Here is a 19,340-nt window from a genome sequence, read left to right as displayed (position 1 = left end):
AAATACAGCCTCAAAGTTCTATTTTACGTTATAATGAACTATATGAAAGTGAGGAATTTTAATGACTTTTACAAAAAAAGATTTTAAAGCGATGCAAACGCCTGGGCTTGAAGAACGGATGGCAGTAATCCAAACACAGATTCAGCCAAAATTTCGCGAAATCGGCGAGAGCCTCGCAACTTATTTAAGTGCCAAAACTGGAACCGACATGTTTCTGCATATTGCGCGTCATGCTCGTCGTTCTGTAAATCCACCTGATAGTACATGGCTTGCGGTAGCTAACAGCAAACGCGGCTACAAAAAAACACCCGCATTTCCAAGTTGGGATTTGGGATGACTATGTCTTTATCTGGCTTGCCTACATATATGAAACGGAAAACCGCCAAATAGTCGTGCATAATTTCCTAGAAAATCTTAGCCTATTAGAGAAATTACCTATAAACTTCTCAATTTCACCAGATCATACAGAAAAACCAACAAGCCTCATCCAAAATACAGATTTAAAGAAAATTTTAGAGCGATTCCGTGACGTAAAAAAGGGCGAATTTATGGTTGGTCGTATTTTCAAACCCGGTGATAGTGCTTTGAAAGATGATGCTACGTTTACAAATGAACTTGAGAAAACGATAGACTTGTTGTTGCCATTCTATGATATGAGTTTTGAAATGCAAGAAATTTAAACGATAGGATGTACAAAAACGCTAAATCTCTGTATAATGGTGAGGTTGTGATTATTTGAGAAAAGGAGTTGAGCACCATGAAAATAAGTATCGCGCCGAGCGAACCAGATCCGCATCAGAGGTCATACAGGGATTCAAGTCATGGCTTGCAACAGCACTCCATACGGCCGAATCCTTAGAAAAGGAGGAATACGCCTATGCATCAAATTTTCAAATCGAATGAAGCTGGTAAATTAGAGGAACTAGAGAAACCAGAACGTAATTGCTGGATTAATATCGTGGCGCCATCATCGGAAGAAATTAATCAAATTGCCGATCAGTATGGGATTCCACTTGAATTTCTCGAAGATCCATTGGATAAAGATGAAAGTGCACGGATCGAGCGAGATGACGATACGGAAGCGGTCTTAATTATTTGTGACTTTCCTATTGTCGATGAGGATGATATTCACTATGCTTCGTTTGAAACTATTCCACTTGGGATGATTATGACGAAGGATTATTTCATCACGATTTGTACGATTGATTCATCGATTATCCAGTCCTTCATTAAAAATCGGATAAAAGGCTTTTTTACACACATGAAAACGCGCTTTGCATTGCAGATATTGTATATGATTTCCACGCAATTTCTCCGTCATTTGAAACGGATGAGTCGCCAAACGGATGATATTGAAAAAGAGCTGCATGAATCGATGAAAAATAAACAGCTCTATGATTTGATGGGGATTGAAAAAAGTTTAGTTTACTTCTTGACTGCCCTCAAATCAAACAAACTAGTGCTGGACAAGATGATGCGTCAACATATTGTGAAGATGTACGAGGAAGACCAAGATTTACTAGAAGATGTTATTATTGAAAACCGACAAGGGATTGAAATGGCGGAAGTTCACTCAAATATCTTGAGTGGGATGATGGATGCCTACGCCTCTATTATTTCAAACAACATGAACATCGTAATGAAATTTTTGACGTCGTTTACCATCATTTTGACGATACCAACCATGGTGTTTAGTTTCTATGGAATGAACGTTGACTTGCCACTATCCCAAGCACCATTGGCTTGGATTCTAGTCATCTGTATCTCTTTTGGAATCGCTGGGATACTTGGATTTGTCTTTTGGAAACGGAAATTTTTCTAGCTTTAAACCACTTTCTATTACAGGAAGTGGTTTTCTTATGTAAAAAGCGGGAAAACCTGTAGCAAAGAGGTGAAAAGTAATGAATGCTAAATTTATGATTACTCCAGTCGTTTTTAGTATGCTACTTCTTGCAAGCTGTGGTGGTTCTTACTCCTCAAACAGTTCGGATAGCACAAATTCTTACGGTAGCAATAATAATAGCTATGGCAGTACTGCAAACGATAGCAATAAAAACGACATGCGCAGTGATTCAAAACCGATGATACTGACGCAAAAAGATGTTTTGGAAACGGTGAAATCAAAGATTAACTCAGATATTGTGGTAATGCTTCCAAAAGATATCCCCCTTTCATCTGATAGTCACTTTTTAAGCGCAAAAACAACCGATGCTCCGGATGCCTATCAAGTTATTTTTTACGAAACAAAAAATCCTATTTCGGTGAATAGTGACGATTTGAAAGAAGCATCTAAAGCCACAGCGATTGCTACTGTTTCTGGTAAAAGCTACATGACAGAGCAAGAAGCAGCCGATGCGACTGGTCATATGGATAACGTTAATACAGGTATGAATGGCGTAGATCTTGGCTCAAATATTACTGGATATACTGATGCTGGCGCCGGTTCAACTTTCCTAAACTGGGCGGAAGGCCGTTGGAGTATGAGCGTGCGCAACACGACAAGCGCAGACCAGCAAGATTCCATCGATCTCGCAAAAAAAAGTGGTGGCTATGCTTGAAAAAGAAAACGCTTCCTGCTCCTCATCAAGTTGGCGGTATGAAGCTAGAGGCCATGCCAAATAAAGCTGACGGCAATATCATTAGCTGGCAAAACGACAAAACAGATTATACAGTTAGTAATTTCAAAGACCCACTAGATGGCGTGAAGATTACCACAAGTTTTACTAAATAAAAATATGGGTCTGGGACAAAATATATCTCTAACCAAAATAAGCAAGATATCACGAAGCCCTTTTTTCGGGTAAGACGTATATCTTGCTTCACACAAATCGAGCGAAAGCGTTTGTATTCCATGGATTTTGCGGAAGCCGGAAGCGGAGCATACTTGTGTATGTGAGAACCGGAAGTCTGCTAAATCCATGGAATGCGAGCGCTTGTCGCCGATTTATCTGGGTTATGTGCCAGACCCTTATTTTTATTCTTTCCCTACTTCTTCTAAAATCAGCTTTTCCAATTCTTCTGGCGAAATATGCTCATCAAAAATATGTTCTCCGATAATCACAGTTGGTACAAGACGGATATTCGCAGCATTTGCTTCTGCAATAATTTTCGCAGCTTGTTCCTTATTATCTTGCTCCGAAAGTCCAAGCTCATCTTCTGCAAAATTGGCAACTTCCTCGTGTGTCAAAGAGCCCCAAAGATCCTGTCTTGCATACACTTCATCCAAAACTTCAAGCGTTTGTTCTGGTGCCGCATAATCTAAATAATGATGTATAATATTGCCGCGTTGCAATGACTCTTTCTCCTTATCAAATGGCTTAACAATAAGCTCAATCCGCCCTGAATCCAAATAACGACTGATTACATCACGTGATTTTTCATGCCACTCACGGCAAAACGGACAACGCACATTCACAAATGAAATCACTTTCACCGGCGCATCGCTCTTCCCAATATGAATTCCTGCCTCTGTTCCTACATTACCTGCAATAATTTCACTAATATCCATCTAAAATTTCCTCCTTATGGTTGCATTTTGATTTTACTTGTCGTCGCATTCTTCACGAGTTGCATGACACGATAAGGTGAATAACCGCTTACCTTCTCAAACTCTTTCCCTAGGCTTTTTTTCTTCACCGATGGAGCGTACGACTTGCTTAAAATCACTATATTTTGCTTTTATTTCTGACGCATCGATACCTACTTCATAGGCTTTCTCAACGGCTTGATAAAAGTTAATAACCGTCGCCATTTCTTCTTTGGACCAATCTAAATTGATCGGATAGCTATATTCCATGTTTCGTCCCCCTTTCATTCGGCAAACCTGCTTGTACAGCATTTTGTATTGATTTTACAGCTACTGCTAGTTGTTTTTGCTCAGAATCTGAAAGTGTTAAAGGAACAATCCTCTTCACACCAGATGCGGCAATGACAGCTGGAACACTAATAAAGCCTGATGTCATCCCGAACTTATCTTGCACGTGAACGCCTACCGTCAAAATCATGCCTTCATCCTCTAAAATAATTCTTGTCAGTTCTACTAAAGCAAGCGCAATGCTACAATCAAACAACCGGCCCTCACCTAAGGGCTCATTAGGCAACTCTTGCATTTGTTTTACGATAGGTTCTAGCTTCTCAAAGGAATAGTGATCCGGATCGTCCATAATATAGCTCAAAATTGGTCGACCTCCAATAAAAGCTCTACTCCAAGCTGGAACACCATTTTTCAGCGTACTTCCAATCATATAAGCATGGACATTTTTTGCGTTAACTTGAAAATAGCGACCCAATTCCGATTGCAGAAAAGCTGTATCAAGCATCGTTCCTAGCGCAATGATTTTTTCCGAAGCAAGACCTGAAAATTTCATAATCCAATGCGCCACCACTTCACTCTGCGGTGTTGCAACTAGACAAATGCCTTGAAATCCGGTCTCCATCCATCGATTGACGAATCTCCGAACAATCGATGAAGCTTGTTGCGTATTTTCAGCGTCCAGAAAAGGATCATGTGCAAAGATAATCATGGTAGCATTCCGACATTCTGCAAAACCACCCGAAGTAAGTCCCATTTTAGGCCTGAAATAAGCACCGTATGCCATATCTTTCAAGGATTGCACCTTCTTATCTGCAATCAGACAAACCTCCACATTCAGCTGTCGATTCATCATCGCAAAAGCATAACTTGTGCTTATCTTATTATTTCCGATAACCGCAATCCTCTTCTGTTCTACTGTCAAACCCGCCTCACGCTCCCTTTTCTGATGTTCTACTTCATTTTATCATGAAAGCCGCAAGCTTAAAAATAATGTGATTATAAAAAAAAAACGCCAACTCTACTCCCGCAGAATCAGCACCAAAACTATTCATCTTTGCTTTCTAAGGCAAGACGTTTATTTTTTCGAATATAATGTGTTGCAATGCAAAAAAACGTTGGTAAAACATAACTCACAATACATAACAAGATGATTTCTATAACAGATTTTTGGATAGTTCCATTCGTCAACTTAATAAATCCAGTAATTGGTGTTTCTAAAATTTGTATCACAGATTTTATCCCACCAGTATCATGCATATGATGGAAAAAACCGATGATAAAAACAACAATCGTTAGTACAAAACAAATTCCTGATATGATATAAGCCAACCAAAATAGACCTCGTTTCCATATCCCCATTTTTCACCAGCTCCCCTTACATTTTGTGTGCTTACCTTTTCTATTATGTAAAATCACACAAAGACAATTTTTAGCGAAGAAATCGACTGTTTTCGTGCGTCTCCAAATAGTCTTGTTTCAAGAAATAAGTCGCTACACAGAAAAATGCTGGCATCAAATAGCTGATAATAATTACTAACAGCATTGACCAAACTGGATTTGTCACATGAATAGTAAACATAGCAGGATCAGTAACAGGACTTGCTAAAATACGAAGGACTGCTTTCCAGCTATCGGTTTCATGCATGTGAATAATAAAGCCATGAACGATATTAACGACAAAACCTAGAAAGAAAATCGCGGAGAAACCATAAACGATACCGAAAATAATTTTTTCTATCTGCTTTTTCATTTTTACACCTGGATTCTTTTAATTTATATAGTTATCATACTACTTTGTTTCCAATTTCACAATGATTAAATCCCATAGGTAAGACGCTATCCGGAATGTTCCCAGATAGCGTCCTTTTTTTATTACATATGGATTGGGCGTCCCAATGCTAGTTCTGCTGCTTCCATTGTCAACTCACCTAAAGATGGATGAGCATGGATTGTAAGCCCGATGTCTTCTGCTGTTACGCCTGTTTCGATTGCAAGTCCGATTTCAGAAATAATATCGGATGCGTTCATTCCTGCAACTTGCGCGCCAAGGATAAGACCGTCTTCTTTACGTGTTACAAGACGTACAAAACCTTCTGGAGCGTCAAGAGATAAGGCACGGCCATTACCGCCAAATGGGAATTTAGCAGCTTTTACGTCAAATCCTTTTTCTTTTGCTTCTTTTTCTGTTAAACCAACTGTTGCTAGTTCTGGATCACTGAAAACGACTGCTGGTAATGCTGTATAATCATTTTCAGTAGCCTCTCCTGCAATTGCCTCAGCAGCGATTTTTGCTTCATAGCTTGCTTTATGGGCAAGTGGAACGCCAGGAACAATATCACCAATAGCGAAAACGTTAGAAATATTTGTGCGACCTTGTTTATCTACTTCAATCAAGCCACGTTCACTTAATTTAACGCCTAATTGTTCTAAACCAATATCATCTGTATTTGGACGACGGCCTACTGTTACTAGTACATAGTCAGCTTCAATAGTTTTTGTTTCACCGCCAGCTTCGTACGTTACTTTTACGCCGTTTTCTGTTTCTTCGGCAGATTTTGCAAGTGCTTTTGTTACGATTTCTACGCCTTTACCTTTAAGGTTACGTTTTACAAGAGAAATCATATCTTTTTCGTACGTTGGCAAAATTTCTGGTCCGCCTTCAAGGATTGTTAGCTCTGTACCAAGATTGGCAAATGCGCCACCAAGTTCTGTCCCGATATAACCACCGCCGATTACAACAAGTTTTTTCGGAACTTCTGTAAGAGCTAGCGCACCTGTTGAGCTAAGAACGCGTTTGCCGAATTTAAAACCTGGAATCTCAATTGGACGAGAACCAGTAGCGATAATGACATTGTTGAATGTGTAGGTTTGTGCTGATTCAGAGTGGATAACACGCAGGGAATGCTCATCAACGAAGAACGCCTCTCCTTCTAACATTTCCACTTTGTTCTTTTTAAGCAAACCTTTCACACCTGTTGTTAATTTGCTAACGACAGAACCTTTCCATTCTTGCGCTTTTGTGAAATCGAGGTTTACGTTATCTGCTGTGATACCCATATTATCGGAATGTTTCGCTTCAGCAAAACGGTGACCAACTGTGATCAATGCTTTGGAAGGGATACAACCAACGTTTAAACAAACGCCACCGTAATGTTCTTTCTCGATAATCGTTACTTTTTGTCCTAATTGTGCTGCGCGAATTGCCGCAACATATCCGCCGGGTCCTGCACCAATGACGATGGTGTCTCTTTCTTCTGGAAAATCGCCTACTACCATTTTTTACGCCTCCATTAGTAAAAGTTCTGGGTCATTTAATAACCGCTTGATATTGTTCATAGCCTTTTGAGCTGTTGCGCCGTCGATTACGCGGTGGTCGAAGCTTAGCGATAGAGCAAGTACTGGTGCTGCTACGATTTCACCATCTTTAACGATTGCTTTTTCAGCGATACGACCTACACCTAAAATCGCAACCTCAGGGTAGTTGATAACTGGTGTGAACCATTGTCCGCCAGCAGATCCAATATTAGAGATAGTAGAAGAACCGTGACGCATTTCTTCTCCTGTTAATTTACCGTCGCGTGCTTTTGTAGCCAATTCGTTAATTTCGTTAGAGATTGCAAAAATCGATTTTTTGTCAGCGTCTTTGATGACTGGTACGTAAAGACCGTGATCTGTGTCAGCTGCAATACCGATATTGAAATAGTGTTTATATACTAGTTCGTCCGTAGCATCATCGAGTGTTGTATTTAAGACTGGGAACTCACGCAACGTGTTTACTAGCGCTTTTACCATATAAGGTAGGAATGTAAGCTTGATACCTTTTTCAGCTGCTACATCTTTGAAACGTTTACGATGAACCATCAAAGCAGATACTTCGATTTCGTCCATTAACGTTACATGTGGCGCAGTATGTTTTGAGTTAACCATCGCTTTTGCAATAGCTTTACGTGTTGGTGTTAATTTTTCGCGTGATTCTGGATACGTTCCACCGCTGACAACTGGTGCTACTTTCGCTGCTGGTTTTGCTGTCGTAGTTTCTTGTGTTGCCGCTACTGGCGCCGCTTCATTTGTCGCTACTGCTGCAGTGTCACCATTTAGGAATGCATCAACATCTGCGCTAAGAACGCGGTTGTTTTTGCCTGAACCTGCAACTTGACGAAGATCTACACCTTTTTCACGTGCATATTTACGAACAGATGGCATAGCGATAACAAGACCATTTGGATCTTTTTGTGATGATGGCGTACCGTTTCCACCTGATACTGGTGCTTTTGCTGCGTTATTGTTTTCCAATTTCGCAGTATCGGCTGGCGCTTCTGGAGTAGATGAATGATCTGTTGTTGCTTCGCCTTCAAAGTCACCTTCAAACGTGATTAGAACTTGTCCAACTGTTGCTACTACACCTTCGCCAACTAAAATATCTTTAACAGTTCCTGCAACAGGAGATGTAATTTCTTCAACAGATTTGTCATTTTGTACTTCAAAAATAGTCGCGTCTTCCTCGATTTGATCGCCTGGTTTCACGAACCATTTCACGATTTCTCCTTCATGAATTCCTTCACCAATGTCTGGTAATTTGAATTCAAAAATACCTTTTCCACCTGCTGGTGCCGGAGCAGCTACAGATGTCGTAGCTGATGCTGTTGGAGCTTCTTCTGCATCGTTCTCGTGACCTTCAACACCGTCAAATGTGATTAGCACTTGTCCAACTGTGGCTACTACGCCTTCACCAACTAGAATTTCTTTTACAGTTCCAGTTACGGGAGATGTAATTTCTTCAACAGATTTGTCATTTTGTACTTCGAAAAGAGACGCGTCTTCTTCAATTTTATCGCCTGGTTTTACGAACCATTTCACGATTTCTCCTTCATGTATACCTTCACCAATATCCGGTAATTTAAATGAATATGCCATTTTTTTTTTAAAGCCTCCTGTTTTGTTGAGGCTCTTAGAAAATGTACTGTATTTCCTTAGAGCCTCAATGTGCATGAGAACGAAGTGAGCATGTAATCCATGTACTGCGCTCATCATGTTTAGTATCTTCGAATCAAGCTCCAACAGCCAGCTCCTCCAAAACTTCACGCCGGCCATAAAAACCAAGTGCGGGTTTTCATGACCGCCGCTCCAGTTTTTTTCGGAGCTAACGGGCTGTTTGCGCTTTTCTATTTAGAAAGCAAGCACTTCTTTCACACGTTCAACAATATCGTTATGGTTTGGTAACCAAACTGTTTCTGCTTGTGCAAATGGGAAAATGCTGTCTGGTGCTGTTACACGCATAACTGGTGCTTCTAATGAAAGAATGGCACGGTCATTGATTTCAGCAATAACATTGGCAGCGATTCCTGCTTGTTTTTGTGCTTCTTGAACAACTACTACGCGATTTGTTTTCTTAACGGAAGCAATGATTGTGTCGATATCCAACGGGCTGATTGTACGAAGGTCAATAACTTCAACAGATACGCCTTCTTTTTCTAGTTCTTCTGCTGCTTTCACAGATTCTTGAACCATTGCACCGTATGTGATAACAGAAACGTCCGTTCCTTCACGGCGAACAGCTGCTTTACCAATTTCAATCGTGTACTCACCTTCTGGAACTTCTTGACGGAATGAGCGGTATAATTTCATATGCTCCAAGAAAATAACTGGATCGTTATCGCGGATAGCAGAAATTAAAAGACCTTTTGCATCGTATGGAGTTGATGGAATAACTACTTTTAGACCTGGTGATTGTGCCATTAGGCCTTCTAAGTTATCCGCGTGAAGCTCAGGAGTATGAACCCCACCACCGAATGGCGCGCGAATTGTGATTGGAGCAGTACGTGTACCACCAGTACGGTAACGCATACGTGCCATTTGACCAGACACAGAATCCATTACTTCAAAAACGAAACCAAAGAACTGAATTTCAGGAACTGGACGGAATCCTTCAAGGGCAAGACCAATTGCCAAACCACCAATACCTGATTCTGCAAGCGGCGTATCGAATACACGATCTTCGCCGAATTCTGCTTGAAGACCTTCAGTAGCACGGAAAACCCCACCGTTATTACCTACATCTTCACCGAAAACTAAAACGTTCTCGTCATTTCTTAGTTCTACTGCAAGCGCATCTGTAATCGCTTGAATCATTGTTTTTTGCGCCATGATTATTTCGACTCCTTCGCTTCAAAAATTGCCAGTTGCTCTTTGATTGGAGCAGTTGGTGTTTCGTACATATTTTTAAGAAGATCTGATACTTTTTGTTTTGGTGTAGCGTCAGCTTCTTTGATAGATGTTTTGATTTCTTCTTTTGCTTGCTCGATTACTGCGTTTTTCTTTTTTCTTCGTTCCAAAGTCCTTTTGCTTCTAGGAAAGTACGGAAACGAACGATTGGATCTTTTAATTCCCATTCGCCATCAAGCTCTTTCGTACGGTAACGAGTTGGATCATCACCTGAAAGTGTATGTGGTCCATAACGATAAGTCATTGTTTCGATTAGAGTTGGACCATCACCTGCAACTGCACGATCACGCGCAAATTTTGTTACCGCATAAACTGCTAGTGGATCCATGCCGTCTACTTGAACGCCTGGGATACCTGCTGCAACAGATTTTTGAGCCAATGTTACGGCTGCCGATTGTTTTTCACGCGGTGTTGAAATAGCGAACATGTTATTTTGAACAACGAAGATTGCTGGAGCTTTGTAAGCACCTGCGAAGTTCATACCCTCATAGAAATCACCTTGTGAAGACCCGCCATCACCTGTATATGTGATAACAACTGCATCTTTTTTGCGCTTCTTAAGTCCCAAAGCAACACCAGCTGCTTGAACGATTTGTGCACCGATGATGATTTGTGGAGAAAGAACGTTTAAGTCGTCTGCAAATTGGTTTCCGACAAAATGTCCACGTGAAAATAGGAACGCTTTTGTCAATGGAAGACCGTGCCAAATCATTTGTGGCACATCACGATAACCAGGAAGCACGTAATCTTCTTTTGTTAAAGCATAGTGACTTGCAAGTTGTGAAGCTTCTTGTCCAGCTGTTGGCGCGTAGAAACCTAAGCGACCTTGGCGGTTCAAGGAAATCGAGCGTTGGTCAAGAACACGTGTCCAAACCATGCGTGTCATTAATTCTACTAGCTGCTCGTCTGTTAAATCAGGCATCAAGTCAGGATTAACAACCTCTCCTTTTTCATTTAAAATTTGGACCAATTCAAATTGATCGGCAACAGCTTGAAACTGCGCTTGTACGTCTACTACAGTCTTCTTTGTTTTAGAAGCCATCGTGTAATCTCTTCCCTTCTGGTTTGAAATATTTTAAGAATTGAATGCGCAAACATTAGTTATTCTTTCCACTACGTATAATGTAGCAAAAGTTCCGCTTGTCAGGCAAGCAATACAATGTATGGTTCGCTTCTCAATTTTCCTAACTGGATTCATGTATTATTCGGCAAAACGAAAAACTACTCCTAGCGAAATCTATCCTTTTGCTTATTCTCAGCTTTCACAACTGAAAACATGATTTTGGGATGAGTTTGTGAAAAAGATATGAAACACCATCCTATTCACAAATTCATCTCGCTTGCCTAGATTTAGACTTTGCTGTTACATTTTTTTAATGCCTTAATATTAATACACCAATCTTCCTCTTTAATTTACACCATCTGCCCGCTTTCGTCAACAGCTTAAGCTTACTTTGTTTTATCGCAATACCAAGGTTTTACGTCCAAATATTCGCTTTCAAAAACTGTATTAGGAATTGTGTTTCTAAGATAAAACTGTTATATAATAAAGCAAAGATGGCTTAGGCTTCATCTTTAGAATTTTATTTAAAAGAGCTTTATATTGTTTGTGAATTCACAAACAATAACATTTGTATAACAGCTCTACATATCGAACAATATATTGCTTGTCGTTTTTAACGTTCGTCTTTTAGGTGCTTATATTTTAACATAAAAGTTATTTCCTTCCTAATATTTACCCTTTTGAATATTAGCTAAAAGTAAAATTCATTCACAATAAGAGCTTTTTTTGATAAAATGGAGATAAGTTTATAAGAACAGGAGAGAAAATAATGCTTACAATGGATGATATTGTCCGTGAAGGAGATCCTGTTTTGCGCGCTGTCGCAGAGCCTGTCAATTTCCCACTATCGGATGAAGATAAGAAAACTGGTCAAGAAATGTTGCAGTTCCTCATTAATAGTCAAGATCCCGACATCGCTGAGGAGCATGAGCTGCGGGGTGGGGTTGGTATCGCTGCTCCACAAATCGCCGTTTCTAAACGTTTGATTGCAATTCATGTTCATGACGATAATGATCGTTTATACAGTTATATTTTATACAACCCGAAAATTCGTAGTCATTCCGTAGAAAATGCTTGTTTAGGTGGCGGTGAAGGTTGCCTATCTGTTGATCGCGAGGTTCCTGGTTTTGTTGTGCGCCATGCGCGTGTGACATTAGAAGCTTTTGATATCGATGGAAAGCCCTTAAAATTACGTTTGAAGGGTTATCCCGCAATTGTCGTTCAGCATGAGATTGATCATTTGAATGGAATTATGTTTTATGATCATATCAATAAGGAGAATCCATCGTATTTGCCACCTGATGTTATTGTTTACGAATAGATAAGAAAAGCAATCCGAGTGCTCATACGCATGCTTGGATTGCTTTTTGTTTCATACATTATTTGGGTCAACGCTTTACTTTGCATAAAAAACTGTAAATCAAGCACATATTCCGAGTTTTGTAATGCTAGTTAAAATGAACACAACCAGAATTTCTATCGCACTGAGCACTCTTTTTAGTAAATATTTGTTTACTTGAATTGTTAATTTTGGCTCATTTTTAAAGCTTCCAAAGTGTTTTTCTGGTAAAATGAAAGAGCGGAAAGAAGGTGCTTCACATGGAGCGTTATGATCGACAAATGCGGGTTGCTCAAATTGGAAAAAAGGGGCAAGAAATCTTGCGGACAAGCACTGTTCTTATCGTTGGAATCGGCGCTATCGGTACATATGCAGCTGAGATTGCTACACGTATGGGGTTTGGCCGGCTTATTTTAGCAGATCGTGATTTTGTGGAATTATCGAACTTGCAGCGGCAAACATTGTTTACAGAACAAGATGCGATGCAAAAGGAGGCAAAGGCTTGGGCCGCAGCGAAGGCTTTGCGTGCAATTAATCAAGATATTCAAATTGATTTCTTGGTGGATGATGCGAATGGTCAATCACTTTTACCGTTTGCTGGGAATCTGGACGCGGTTTTGGATTGTACAGATAATTTTGCAACGCGACAATTTTTGAACCAGTGGTGCTTGGAACAGCAAATACCTTGGATTTTTGCGTCGTGCGCAGGTACATTTGCCAATGTAATGCCGATTATTCCAGGTGAGACGGCTTGTTTGCATTGTTTAATGGAGAAGATGCCACTTTTTAATGAAACGAGTTGTGATATTGTTGGGGTACATGGTGCGCTGATTCCAATGTTGGCTGGGCTTCAAGTGTCACTTTTAACGAAGTCGTTACTTGGAGAGCGACATACTAATTACTATCAATTGGATAATTGGGAGATGACGTTTCAGAAATTTGGTGTGACGCGAAATCCAGATTGTGCGGTTTGCGTCCACAAGAAGAAGCTAGATACCACTTTTTCAAAACAACCGATGCTGCTTTGTGGACGTGATACAGTGCAATTTCAGATTGGTACAGCCATTGATTTCAAGGAGTTACAGGCAGTGCTTGGTCAACAAGAAATTCCCACTAACGTCAACCGTTTCGTTCTTACTTTTCATTTTCAAGGATATGATTTTACGGTTTTCCAGAATGGGCGTGTGTTGGTACACGGAACAAATGATTTAATGATTGCTAAGAAACAATATCAGCACTTTTTTAATGAAGTTTGAGGAGGCGCAAAAATGGAACAAAAGGAATTTATTCAGGCTCGTGTTGGGATTTTGACGATTAGTGATACGCGAAATTTGGACACTGATAAAAGTGGGCAGTTACTTGTAAAAGCACTTGAGGCAGCTGGGCACCTTGTCGTGCAACGTATTGTCGTAAAAGATGACGATTTCTTAATCAATGAAGGACTTGCAAAATTAAAGCCAAAATGTGATTGTGTAATTTCAAACGGTGGTACGGGAATTGCCATGCGTGATGTAACGTTTGAAGCTTTATGGGATCAAGTGGCACAGGAGATTCCAGGTTTTGGAGAATTGTTCCGAATGCTTAGTTATAAAGAAATTGGAACACGGGCCATGTTGTCACGTGCATTTGCAGGATTTACGCTAGATAATGTACTACTATTCGTGATTCCTGGCTCTTCCAATGCATGCGAGCTTGCAATTAATCAACTTATTATCCCAGAATTACCTCATTTTTTAGCAGAACGACGAAAATAGAATAATTCCTAGCGGTTTGCACATCGCTAGGATTTTTTTGCGCTTGTCAATATGTGCGGATTATTAATGGTGTATAAGAGCTTATAAATTGGTCTATTTCATGGAAAGGGGGCTGGCCCATAACCAAAAAAATCGGTAGCAAGCGTTCGCATTTTTCCCTAGACAATAACATTCTGGTCTTATTGATGTGAGAATATTTCATACTGACTGTACTTTGATAAACCTATTTTTAAAGTTGTCATTGTCTGGTATCCTATTTTTTTGATTTTACTGATATCTGCGTAGGATGTGTGAATATCTCCTGCTCTTGCATTTTTATACACCAATGGAAGCTTTTTACCTACGATAGCTTCATACATTGCAATGACTTCAAGGAGCGTATGGCTTTCATCGGAGGCAATATTAAATACTTCAGATCGGCTTTCTGCAGATTCAGCTAGTAAAATCAATCCATTGACAATATCGTCTACATACACAAAATCGCGAACTTGTGAGCCATCACCGTATAAAGTAAATGTTGCTGTTTCGTCTCCCGCTACCACCCGCTGGATGCAATTTGTCAAGATGGATAGGACACCTGAATAAGGTGATGCTGGGTTTTGTCGTGGTCCGTAAACATTGAAAAAGCGAGCCGCACTCGTTTTGAGACCGAATAAGTGGCTGTAGGAGATAACATAGCTTTCAGAGGCTAATTTGTCAATGCCATATGGTGTGATGGGCGCAATGACCGAGGTTTCTCGTTTTGGAAGGGTTGGTTCACTACCATACACTGCAGCCGATGATGCGAAAACAAATTTTTGAATAGTATTGGTTTGTTTTTTTGAGGCGTTTAGTAGATGGATTGTCCCGTCCATATTCGTTTGATGGGTCTCTAGCGGCTTCTCGATGGATGCGGCAACACTCGCGATGGCGGCTAAATGATATACATAGGTGAAGGTGTATGCTTCAAAAATACGCGTAACATCCTCTTCCTTACTGACATCGCCGAATACATAATCTAACTGCGGATGTTGTGGTAAATTAGATATTTTTCCTGTGCTTAGGTTATCTATCACAACGACATGATATTTCCCCAGTAATCGTTCCACCAAATGCCCTCCAATAAAACCTGCACCACCTGTAACTAAAACTGTTTCTAAACTCATGCTAAATCACTCTTTCTTCGTTTTTTTGTTAATAAATTTCGAGTCATAAATTGGATATTTCTGAGATTGATTAGGAATATCAAGCTTACGGATAGTGTGTTTGTAAGTAGGTCAGGGACTTTGGTTTGATATAAGAATAGTGCTTGCACAGCGAGTACGGCTAATGCGGGAATAATAGTTAGGAAATTGATGCGTATTTTGACATATTTTCTCGTTTGTAGTAAGCGAACCATCCAGACGGAGAGAAAACTAATGGCCGTCGCAATTGCAGCGCCGTATAAACCGATTCGCGGAATGAGTAAAAGATTGAGCACGATGTTCAGCGCTGCTCCGACGAAAGATGTTGTGAATACTTGATTCGTTCGCATTTGTACCGCATAAATCACACCGAGGAAACTGGAAAAACTGGCGAAAATAACAGCAAATAACTGAATTGGAACAAATTTCCAAGATTCATAAAATTCGCTTCCAAGTCCAATGCCGAATCCCCATTTTAACGCGCACAGAATCAAGGCGCTGATGATAATCATGAAGGAGGAAAGCGCGTTGAATACACTCGAATAGAAACGATCTCGATCTTTTTGCTCGCTTTCTTCCATCGCCGTTAGTTGCCAAGCTTGCATAAAGATAGAACTGAGTGTATTTAAAATGACTGGAATTTTATTAGCAACAGCGTAGTAGCCATTTGCAGCAAGTCCGAGGAAAGACTGAATCAGCAGGCGGTCAGATGTATCCATAACCCAAAACATGAGAGTATTCGGGATAAGTGGCAGACTATAAAGCAGCATGCGTTTCATCAACTCGCTATCCCATGGTGCTTTTGCAAGCGTCTCAGCAACGTTTCCACTGAAGCAAAATAGGAGGACATTACTGATTGAGAAAGCAATCACCATACCGATAAAATAACCCATGATACCCACGTGGAAGTAAACCAGCAAAACGCTAACGATGCCAAAAATCAGCACAGCGGTAAGCAACCCGTTGACAACATACAATTTGATGCGCCCTGTTCCACGTGCATATTGGGCAAACACGAGGTTAATTGACTGGGCAAAAATAATCGCGACAATCACAAGTGCGGTTATTTCTAATCCGAAAAAAAGGATACCAACCACACTTCCAACTATAAAAGTGAGGCCAACAATCACGCATATTACAAGCCCATTCAGTAAAACGCTCCCTTTATTTTCATTTTTTTTGATCACAAATCGCAGCACAGCATCATAAATCGAGAGCGTTACGAATGGTAAAGAGAGGTTGATAATGACTGATATAAGTTCTATTTCGCCATATTCTTGTGGATTTAAATGATGAGTGAAAACCACGACAAGTAGTAAACTGATAAGCTTACTTCCCATACTCCCAATCGAGAATAGAACCGTATTCTGAAATAATTTTTTATATTTACTGCTCATGTATCTTGACTCATCTCCATTTTTTAATTTGGCTGGGCTATTTTAGTAAGCACTTCGGTTAGCAAAGTGGAAGACGTGTTACTCGTGTAGGAAAAATAGACAACCTCGACACCATTTTCGTTAAAAATTCGTTCGGTTTCGGTGAATAATGTGTTACCTTTCCAATCGGAACCGACAAACATAACGTCAAATTGGTATTTTTCCATAGCGGCAACCTTATCGCGATTCGTTTGTGCCACAACTTCATCAACGAACGTGATAGATTTTACGATTTCCATTCTTTCGGCGTACGGGATGACTGGTGTTTTATTTTTATAGCTCTGCACGAGTTCATCTGTGCTCACCGCGACAATTAAGTGGTCACACTGCGCTTTCGCTTTTTTTAAAATGTTGAGGTGACCGATGTGGAAAAGATCAAAGACACCCGATGTGTAGCCTATTTTATATTTTTTCATGCATTTGCACCGTCCAATTCTAGAAATTCCAAGATTCGTTTGGCTGATTTATTATCGTGATAGTGATTCATTTTCGTACATAACTTGGCGCGTTCGAGTACGTGATTGTCTTCGTTTCGCACGACTTGATGGATGAATTGTAAGAATCCCGTTTCATCATGAATTTTAGCACCAGGCATATAGTCTAGCGGCTCATCAACGAGAAAACCACGTCCTGAGCTGTAGTTATTCATGTCTGCCAGTTCAAAGCCAATTGGTTTATTCAGCAGCAAGTAGTCAAAATAGACTGAGGAAAAATCGGTGATTAGCGCATCCGACTTTCCGAGCAAGGCATATAAATCGATGTTCTCTTGTAGCATGTCCTGGTTGGACAGCGTGACAATATGCGATAAATCACAGAAGGACACGAATCGAAGGTCTTGATTTGGGTGGAACTTGATGATCAACAGGGTTTCTGTCGCCACTAATTTTTCATTTAATGCCTTGAAAAAAGTGGGGCTCATCAATGATATATCTTGTTCGCTATCTGTTGCAAAATCAACACGGTCACTGTTGTTTATATGTTTAAACGTTGGTAACCAGACGATTAGCTTTTTATAGTTCTGCTTCGCGAGGAATATTTCTGTCCCCGCGTCTTCTCGAAACATCTTGTCGTTGCGCGGAAAGCCTAGCACCTGCATTTTCTCGGCACCACCGAGCAATGATGTTGCACGTAGTTCTGCTGCAAAATAAGACGTAGCTAAAATGTGCGTATGGTTTTCCGTTGGCCCAAAACACCCGCGGCTATCCTTTAAAGGGGTGCCGTGTGTGAGGAAAAAGCAAATTTGCTTGTCATCTGTTCGATATCCTAATACTTCATGTGTATAAAAACAGTATTTCGCGACGCAGTTATAATAAAGGTAACGTAATGATTTTTTTGTGATGCCTGATTTTTTCATAAAGTGTACATTCGGATAGTCTTGATCTTGCATCCTTTTTGGATCAGCGACAAACCAGATGATTTGATAGGTTTGATGCAGATTTTGTGCAATGATTTCCTCAAAAAGTGCCTTAGAATTATCTTGAAATCCAGACATACTTTCGAAAAGCATGATATTCTTCACTGGGAATAAACGGAATAAGGCAATGATATAACGCATGATTAACTTCATGAGCCAGCTCCTATCTGTTTTAGTTTTTTAGGCCATACATACAACATGTCTCCTAGCAGAAAATGACCACGGAAGTAGGCTTTGATAGCCATTCGACGCATGTTTTTCATCACTATACTTTCGGGACGATGTGCCATGTGGAACCATTGGGGGCATACTTTTTCAAGCTCGGCTTGCATCATTTGGAGAAAAGCACGACGTTCTGTCTTATCTGAGATGTGTTGGCTCTTGCTCAATGCCATAACATATCCTAACTGTTCTAAATACATACCCTGCACAAAAGATGTATGCGTATCTGGCAATGTTTCCACAAGTTGTTTCAAATGAGTCAGAACTCGTAAAATATCTGTGTAACGTGTGGTATTCACTGTATTAGTTTGCGAGTTTTCGCGAGACTGATCGTATACGTAGAGTGCTTTATCAATTTTGCAAATATGCTTGGCTTTCAACAAGACATAAGGTACAATGCCAAGATCTTCATACCAACACCCTTCCGGAAAAAAAGTATCTTGCCATAGCGTTGTGCGATACATTTTATTCCAAGGTGCAGTCCCAGCCGATATAGCGGAAGTACCAACACTTATATACTGTTGTTGCCCCTTTTTGCTTAGTGTCATATAGTCAAATAACACAATATCCGCACCTTGATTTAGTTTTGACACACAGTTTTCGAGCAAATTAGGCAAAATAGCATCATCGCCATCGACCATCAGAATATAATCTCCAGATGCTTTTTGTAAAGCTAAATTACGTGCGCTAGCTTGTCCGCCGTTCGCTTTGCGAATCCACTGTATCCGTTCGTCTTCGTGCAAGTATTGTTCTATCACCGCACCACTTTGATCCGTGGAACCATCATCTACCACAAGTACCTCAAAATGTGGATACGTCTGCGCCACGACGGAGTCCAAACAGCGCGCGATATACTTTTCAATGTTGTACACTGGGATAATAATCGATACTTTTGCGAATGCCATCTAAAATT

Annotated in this window: 18 protein-coding genes and 3 pseudogenes; 7 read left to right on the top strand and 14 right to left on the bottom strand. The window is 40.3% G+C overall.

The genetic code is table 11. The features are described 5' to 3' along the window. The first annotated feature begins 61 nt into the window (after positions 1-61). The 4 genes and pseudogenes from PROCOU_RS04895 (at position 62) to PROCOU_RS17695 (ending at position 2,731) form a co-directional block, all read left to right on the top strand. Positions 62-680 (top strand): annotated as a pseudogene (locus PROCOU_RS04895) (YktB family protein). A gap of 197 nt (positions 681-877) precedes the next feature. Next, positions 878-1,822, top strand: a complete 945-nt coding sequence (locus tag PROCOU_RS04890; RefSeq protein ID WP_036070040.1) for a magnesium transporter CorA family protein — start codon at positions 878-880, stop codon at positions 1,820-1,822. A gap of 79 nt (positions 1,823-1,901) precedes the next feature. Beyond that, entirely contained in the window at positions 1,902-2,558 is a 657-nt protein-coding gene (locus tag PROCOU_RS04885) for a hypothetical protein (protein WP_036070039.1), read from the top strand. Continuing rightward, on the top strand, positions 2,555-2,731 hold the full coding sequence (locus PROCOU_RS17695) for a hypothetical protein (RefSeq protein ID WP_159101184.1): 177 nt from the start codon (positions 2,555-2,557) through the stop codon (positions 2,729-2,731). The genes PROCOU_RS04885 and PROCOU_RS17695 overlap by 4 nt, the downstream gene beginning before the upstream one ends. Before the next feature lie 243 nt (positions 2,732-2,974). Here the strand turns inward: PROCOU_RS17695 and PROCOU_RS04880 are convergent, their stop codons facing one another. From PROCOU_RS04880 to pdhA, 9 genes and pseudogenes are all read right to left on the bottom strand, one after another. Next, a complete protein-coding gene (locus PROCOU_RS04880) occupies positions 2,975-3,508 on the bottom strand; it encodes a DsbA family protein (RefSeq protein WP_036070038.1) in 534 nt (177 codons plus the stop codon). A 14-nt stretch (positions 3,509-3,522) separates the two neighbouring features. Then, positions 3,523-3,796: pseudogene (locus PROCOU_RS04875) on the bottom strand (UPF0223 family protein). Beyond that, entirely contained in the window at positions 3,786-4,736 is a 951-nt protein-coding gene (locus PROCOU_RS04870) for a Rossmann-fold NAD(P)-binding domain-containing protein (RefSeq protein WP_051994198.1), read from the bottom strand. The pseudogene PROCOU_RS04875 and the gene PROCOU_RS04870 overlap by 11 nt, the downstream one beginning before the upstream one ends. Before the next feature lie 122 nt (positions 4,737-4,858). Further along, positions 4,859-5,173 carry a hypothetical protein gene (locus PROCOU_RS04865; protein ID WP_036070037.1) on the bottom strand — a complete coding sequence of 105 codons (315 nt, stop codon included), beginning with the start codon at positions 5,171-5,173 and terminating at the stop codon, positions 4,859-4,861. A gap of 70 nt (positions 5,174-5,243) precedes the next feature. Continuing rightward, positions 5,244-5,564 carry a hypothetical protein gene (locus PROCOU_RS04860; RefSeq protein ID WP_051994197.1) on the bottom strand — a complete coding sequence of 107 codons (321 nt, stop codon included), beginning with the start codon at positions 5,562-5,564 and terminating at the stop codon, positions 5,244-5,246. Positions 5,565-5,686: 122 nt separating this feature from the next. Then, positions 5,687-7,090, bottom strand: coding sequence for a dihydrolipoyl dehydrogenase (gene lpdA, locus PROCOU_RS04855; protein WP_036070036.1), 1,404 nt, complete (start codon positions 7,088-7,090; stop codon positions 5,687-5,689). A gap of 3 nt (positions 7,091-7,093) precedes the next feature. Continuing rightward, entirely contained in the window at positions 7,094-8,728 is a 1,635-nt protein-coding gene (locus PROCOU_RS04850) for a dihydrolipoyllysine-residue acetyltransferase (RefSeq protein ID WP_036070034.1), read from the bottom strand. Between the two features lie 252 nt (positions 8,729-8,980). Continuing rightward, positions 8,981-9,958: an alpha-ketoacid dehydrogenase subunit beta gene (locus tag PROCOU_RS04845; protein WP_036070033.1), complete on the bottom strand. Its 978-nt coding sequence runs from the start codon at positions 9,956-9,958 to the stop codon at positions 8,981-8,983. 2 nt (positions 9,959-9,960) lie between these two features. After that, positions 9,961-11,078, bottom strand: a pseudogene (gene pdhA, locus PROCOU_RS04840) (pyruvate dehydrogenase (acetyl-transferring) E1 component subunit alpha). A 790-nt stretch (positions 11,079-11,868) separates the two neighbouring features. Between pdhA and def the strand changes: the two are divergent. From def to PROCOU_RS04825, 3 genes are all read left to right on the top strand, one after another. Next, on the top strand, positions 11,869-12,420 hold the full coding sequence (def, locus tag PROCOU_RS04835) for a peptide deformylase (protein WP_036070032.1): 552 nt from the start codon (positions 11,869-11,871) through the stop codon (positions 12,418-12,420). Between the two features lie 278 nt (positions 12,421-12,698). After that, on the top strand, positions 12,699-13,694 hold the full coding sequence (locus PROCOU_RS04830; protein WP_036070031.1) for a ThiF family adenylyltransferase: 996 nt from the start codon (positions 12,699-12,701) through the stop codon (positions 13,692-13,694). Positions 13,695-13,706: 12 nt separating this feature from the next. Continuing rightward, entirely contained in the window at positions 13,707-14,192 is a 486-nt protein-coding gene (locus PROCOU_RS04825) for a MogA/MoaB family molybdenum cofactor biosynthesis protein (protein WP_036070030.1), read from the top strand. A gap of 179 nt (positions 14,193-14,371) precedes the next feature. Here the strand turns inward: PROCOU_RS04825 and PROCOU_RS04820 are convergent, their stop codons facing one another. From PROCOU_RS04820 to PROCOU_RS04800, 5 genes are read right to left on the bottom strand one after another with little or no spacing between them, the layout of a single operon-like run. Continuing rightward, entirely contained in the window at positions 14,372-15,337 is a 966-nt protein-coding gene (locus PROCOU_RS04820) for a GDP-mannose 4,6-dehydratase (RefSeq protein ID WP_036070029.1), read from the bottom strand. Continuing rightward, the gene (locus PROCOU_RS04815; RefSeq protein WP_051994196.1) at positions 15,334-16,752 is read right to left on the bottom strand and encodes a lipopolysaccharide biosynthesis protein; all 1,419 of its coding nucleotides are present in this window, start codon (positions 16,750-16,752) and stop codon (positions 15,334-15,336) included. Before PROCOU_RS04815 ends, PROCOU_RS04820 begins: the two co-directional genes overlap by 4 nt. A 23-nt stretch (positions 16,753-16,775) precedes the next feature. Next, positions 16,776-17,207: an FAD synthase family protein gene (locus PROCOU_RS04810; RefSeq protein WP_036070027.1), complete on the bottom strand. Its 432-nt coding sequence runs from the start codon at positions 17,205-17,207 to the stop codon at positions 16,776-16,778. Then, positions 17,204-18,358, bottom strand: coding sequence for a CDP-glycerol glycerophosphotransferase family protein (locus PROCOU_RS04805; RefSeq protein ID WP_036070026.1), 1,155 nt, complete (start codon positions 18,356-18,358; stop codon positions 17,204-17,206). Before PROCOU_RS04805 ends, PROCOU_RS04810 begins: the two co-directional genes overlap by 4 nt. Then, entirely contained in the window at positions 18,355-19,332 is a 978-nt protein-coding gene (locus PROCOU_RS04800; protein WP_036070025.1) for a glycosyltransferase family 2 protein, read from the bottom strand. The genes PROCOU_RS04805 and PROCOU_RS04800 overlap by 4 nt, the downstream gene beginning before the upstream one ends. Positions 19,333-19,340: the final 8 nt, after the last annotated feature.

Origin of the sequence: Listeria rocourtiae FSL F6-920 (assembly GCF_000525975.1) — a bacterium.
Taxonomy (GTDB): Bacteria; Bacillota; Bacilli; order Lactobacillales; family Listeriaceae; genus Listeria_A; species Listeria_A rocourtiae.
The sequence above is the reverse complement of the archived record's forward strand: the minus strand, read 5'-3'. Positions and strand labels throughout refer to the sequence as shown.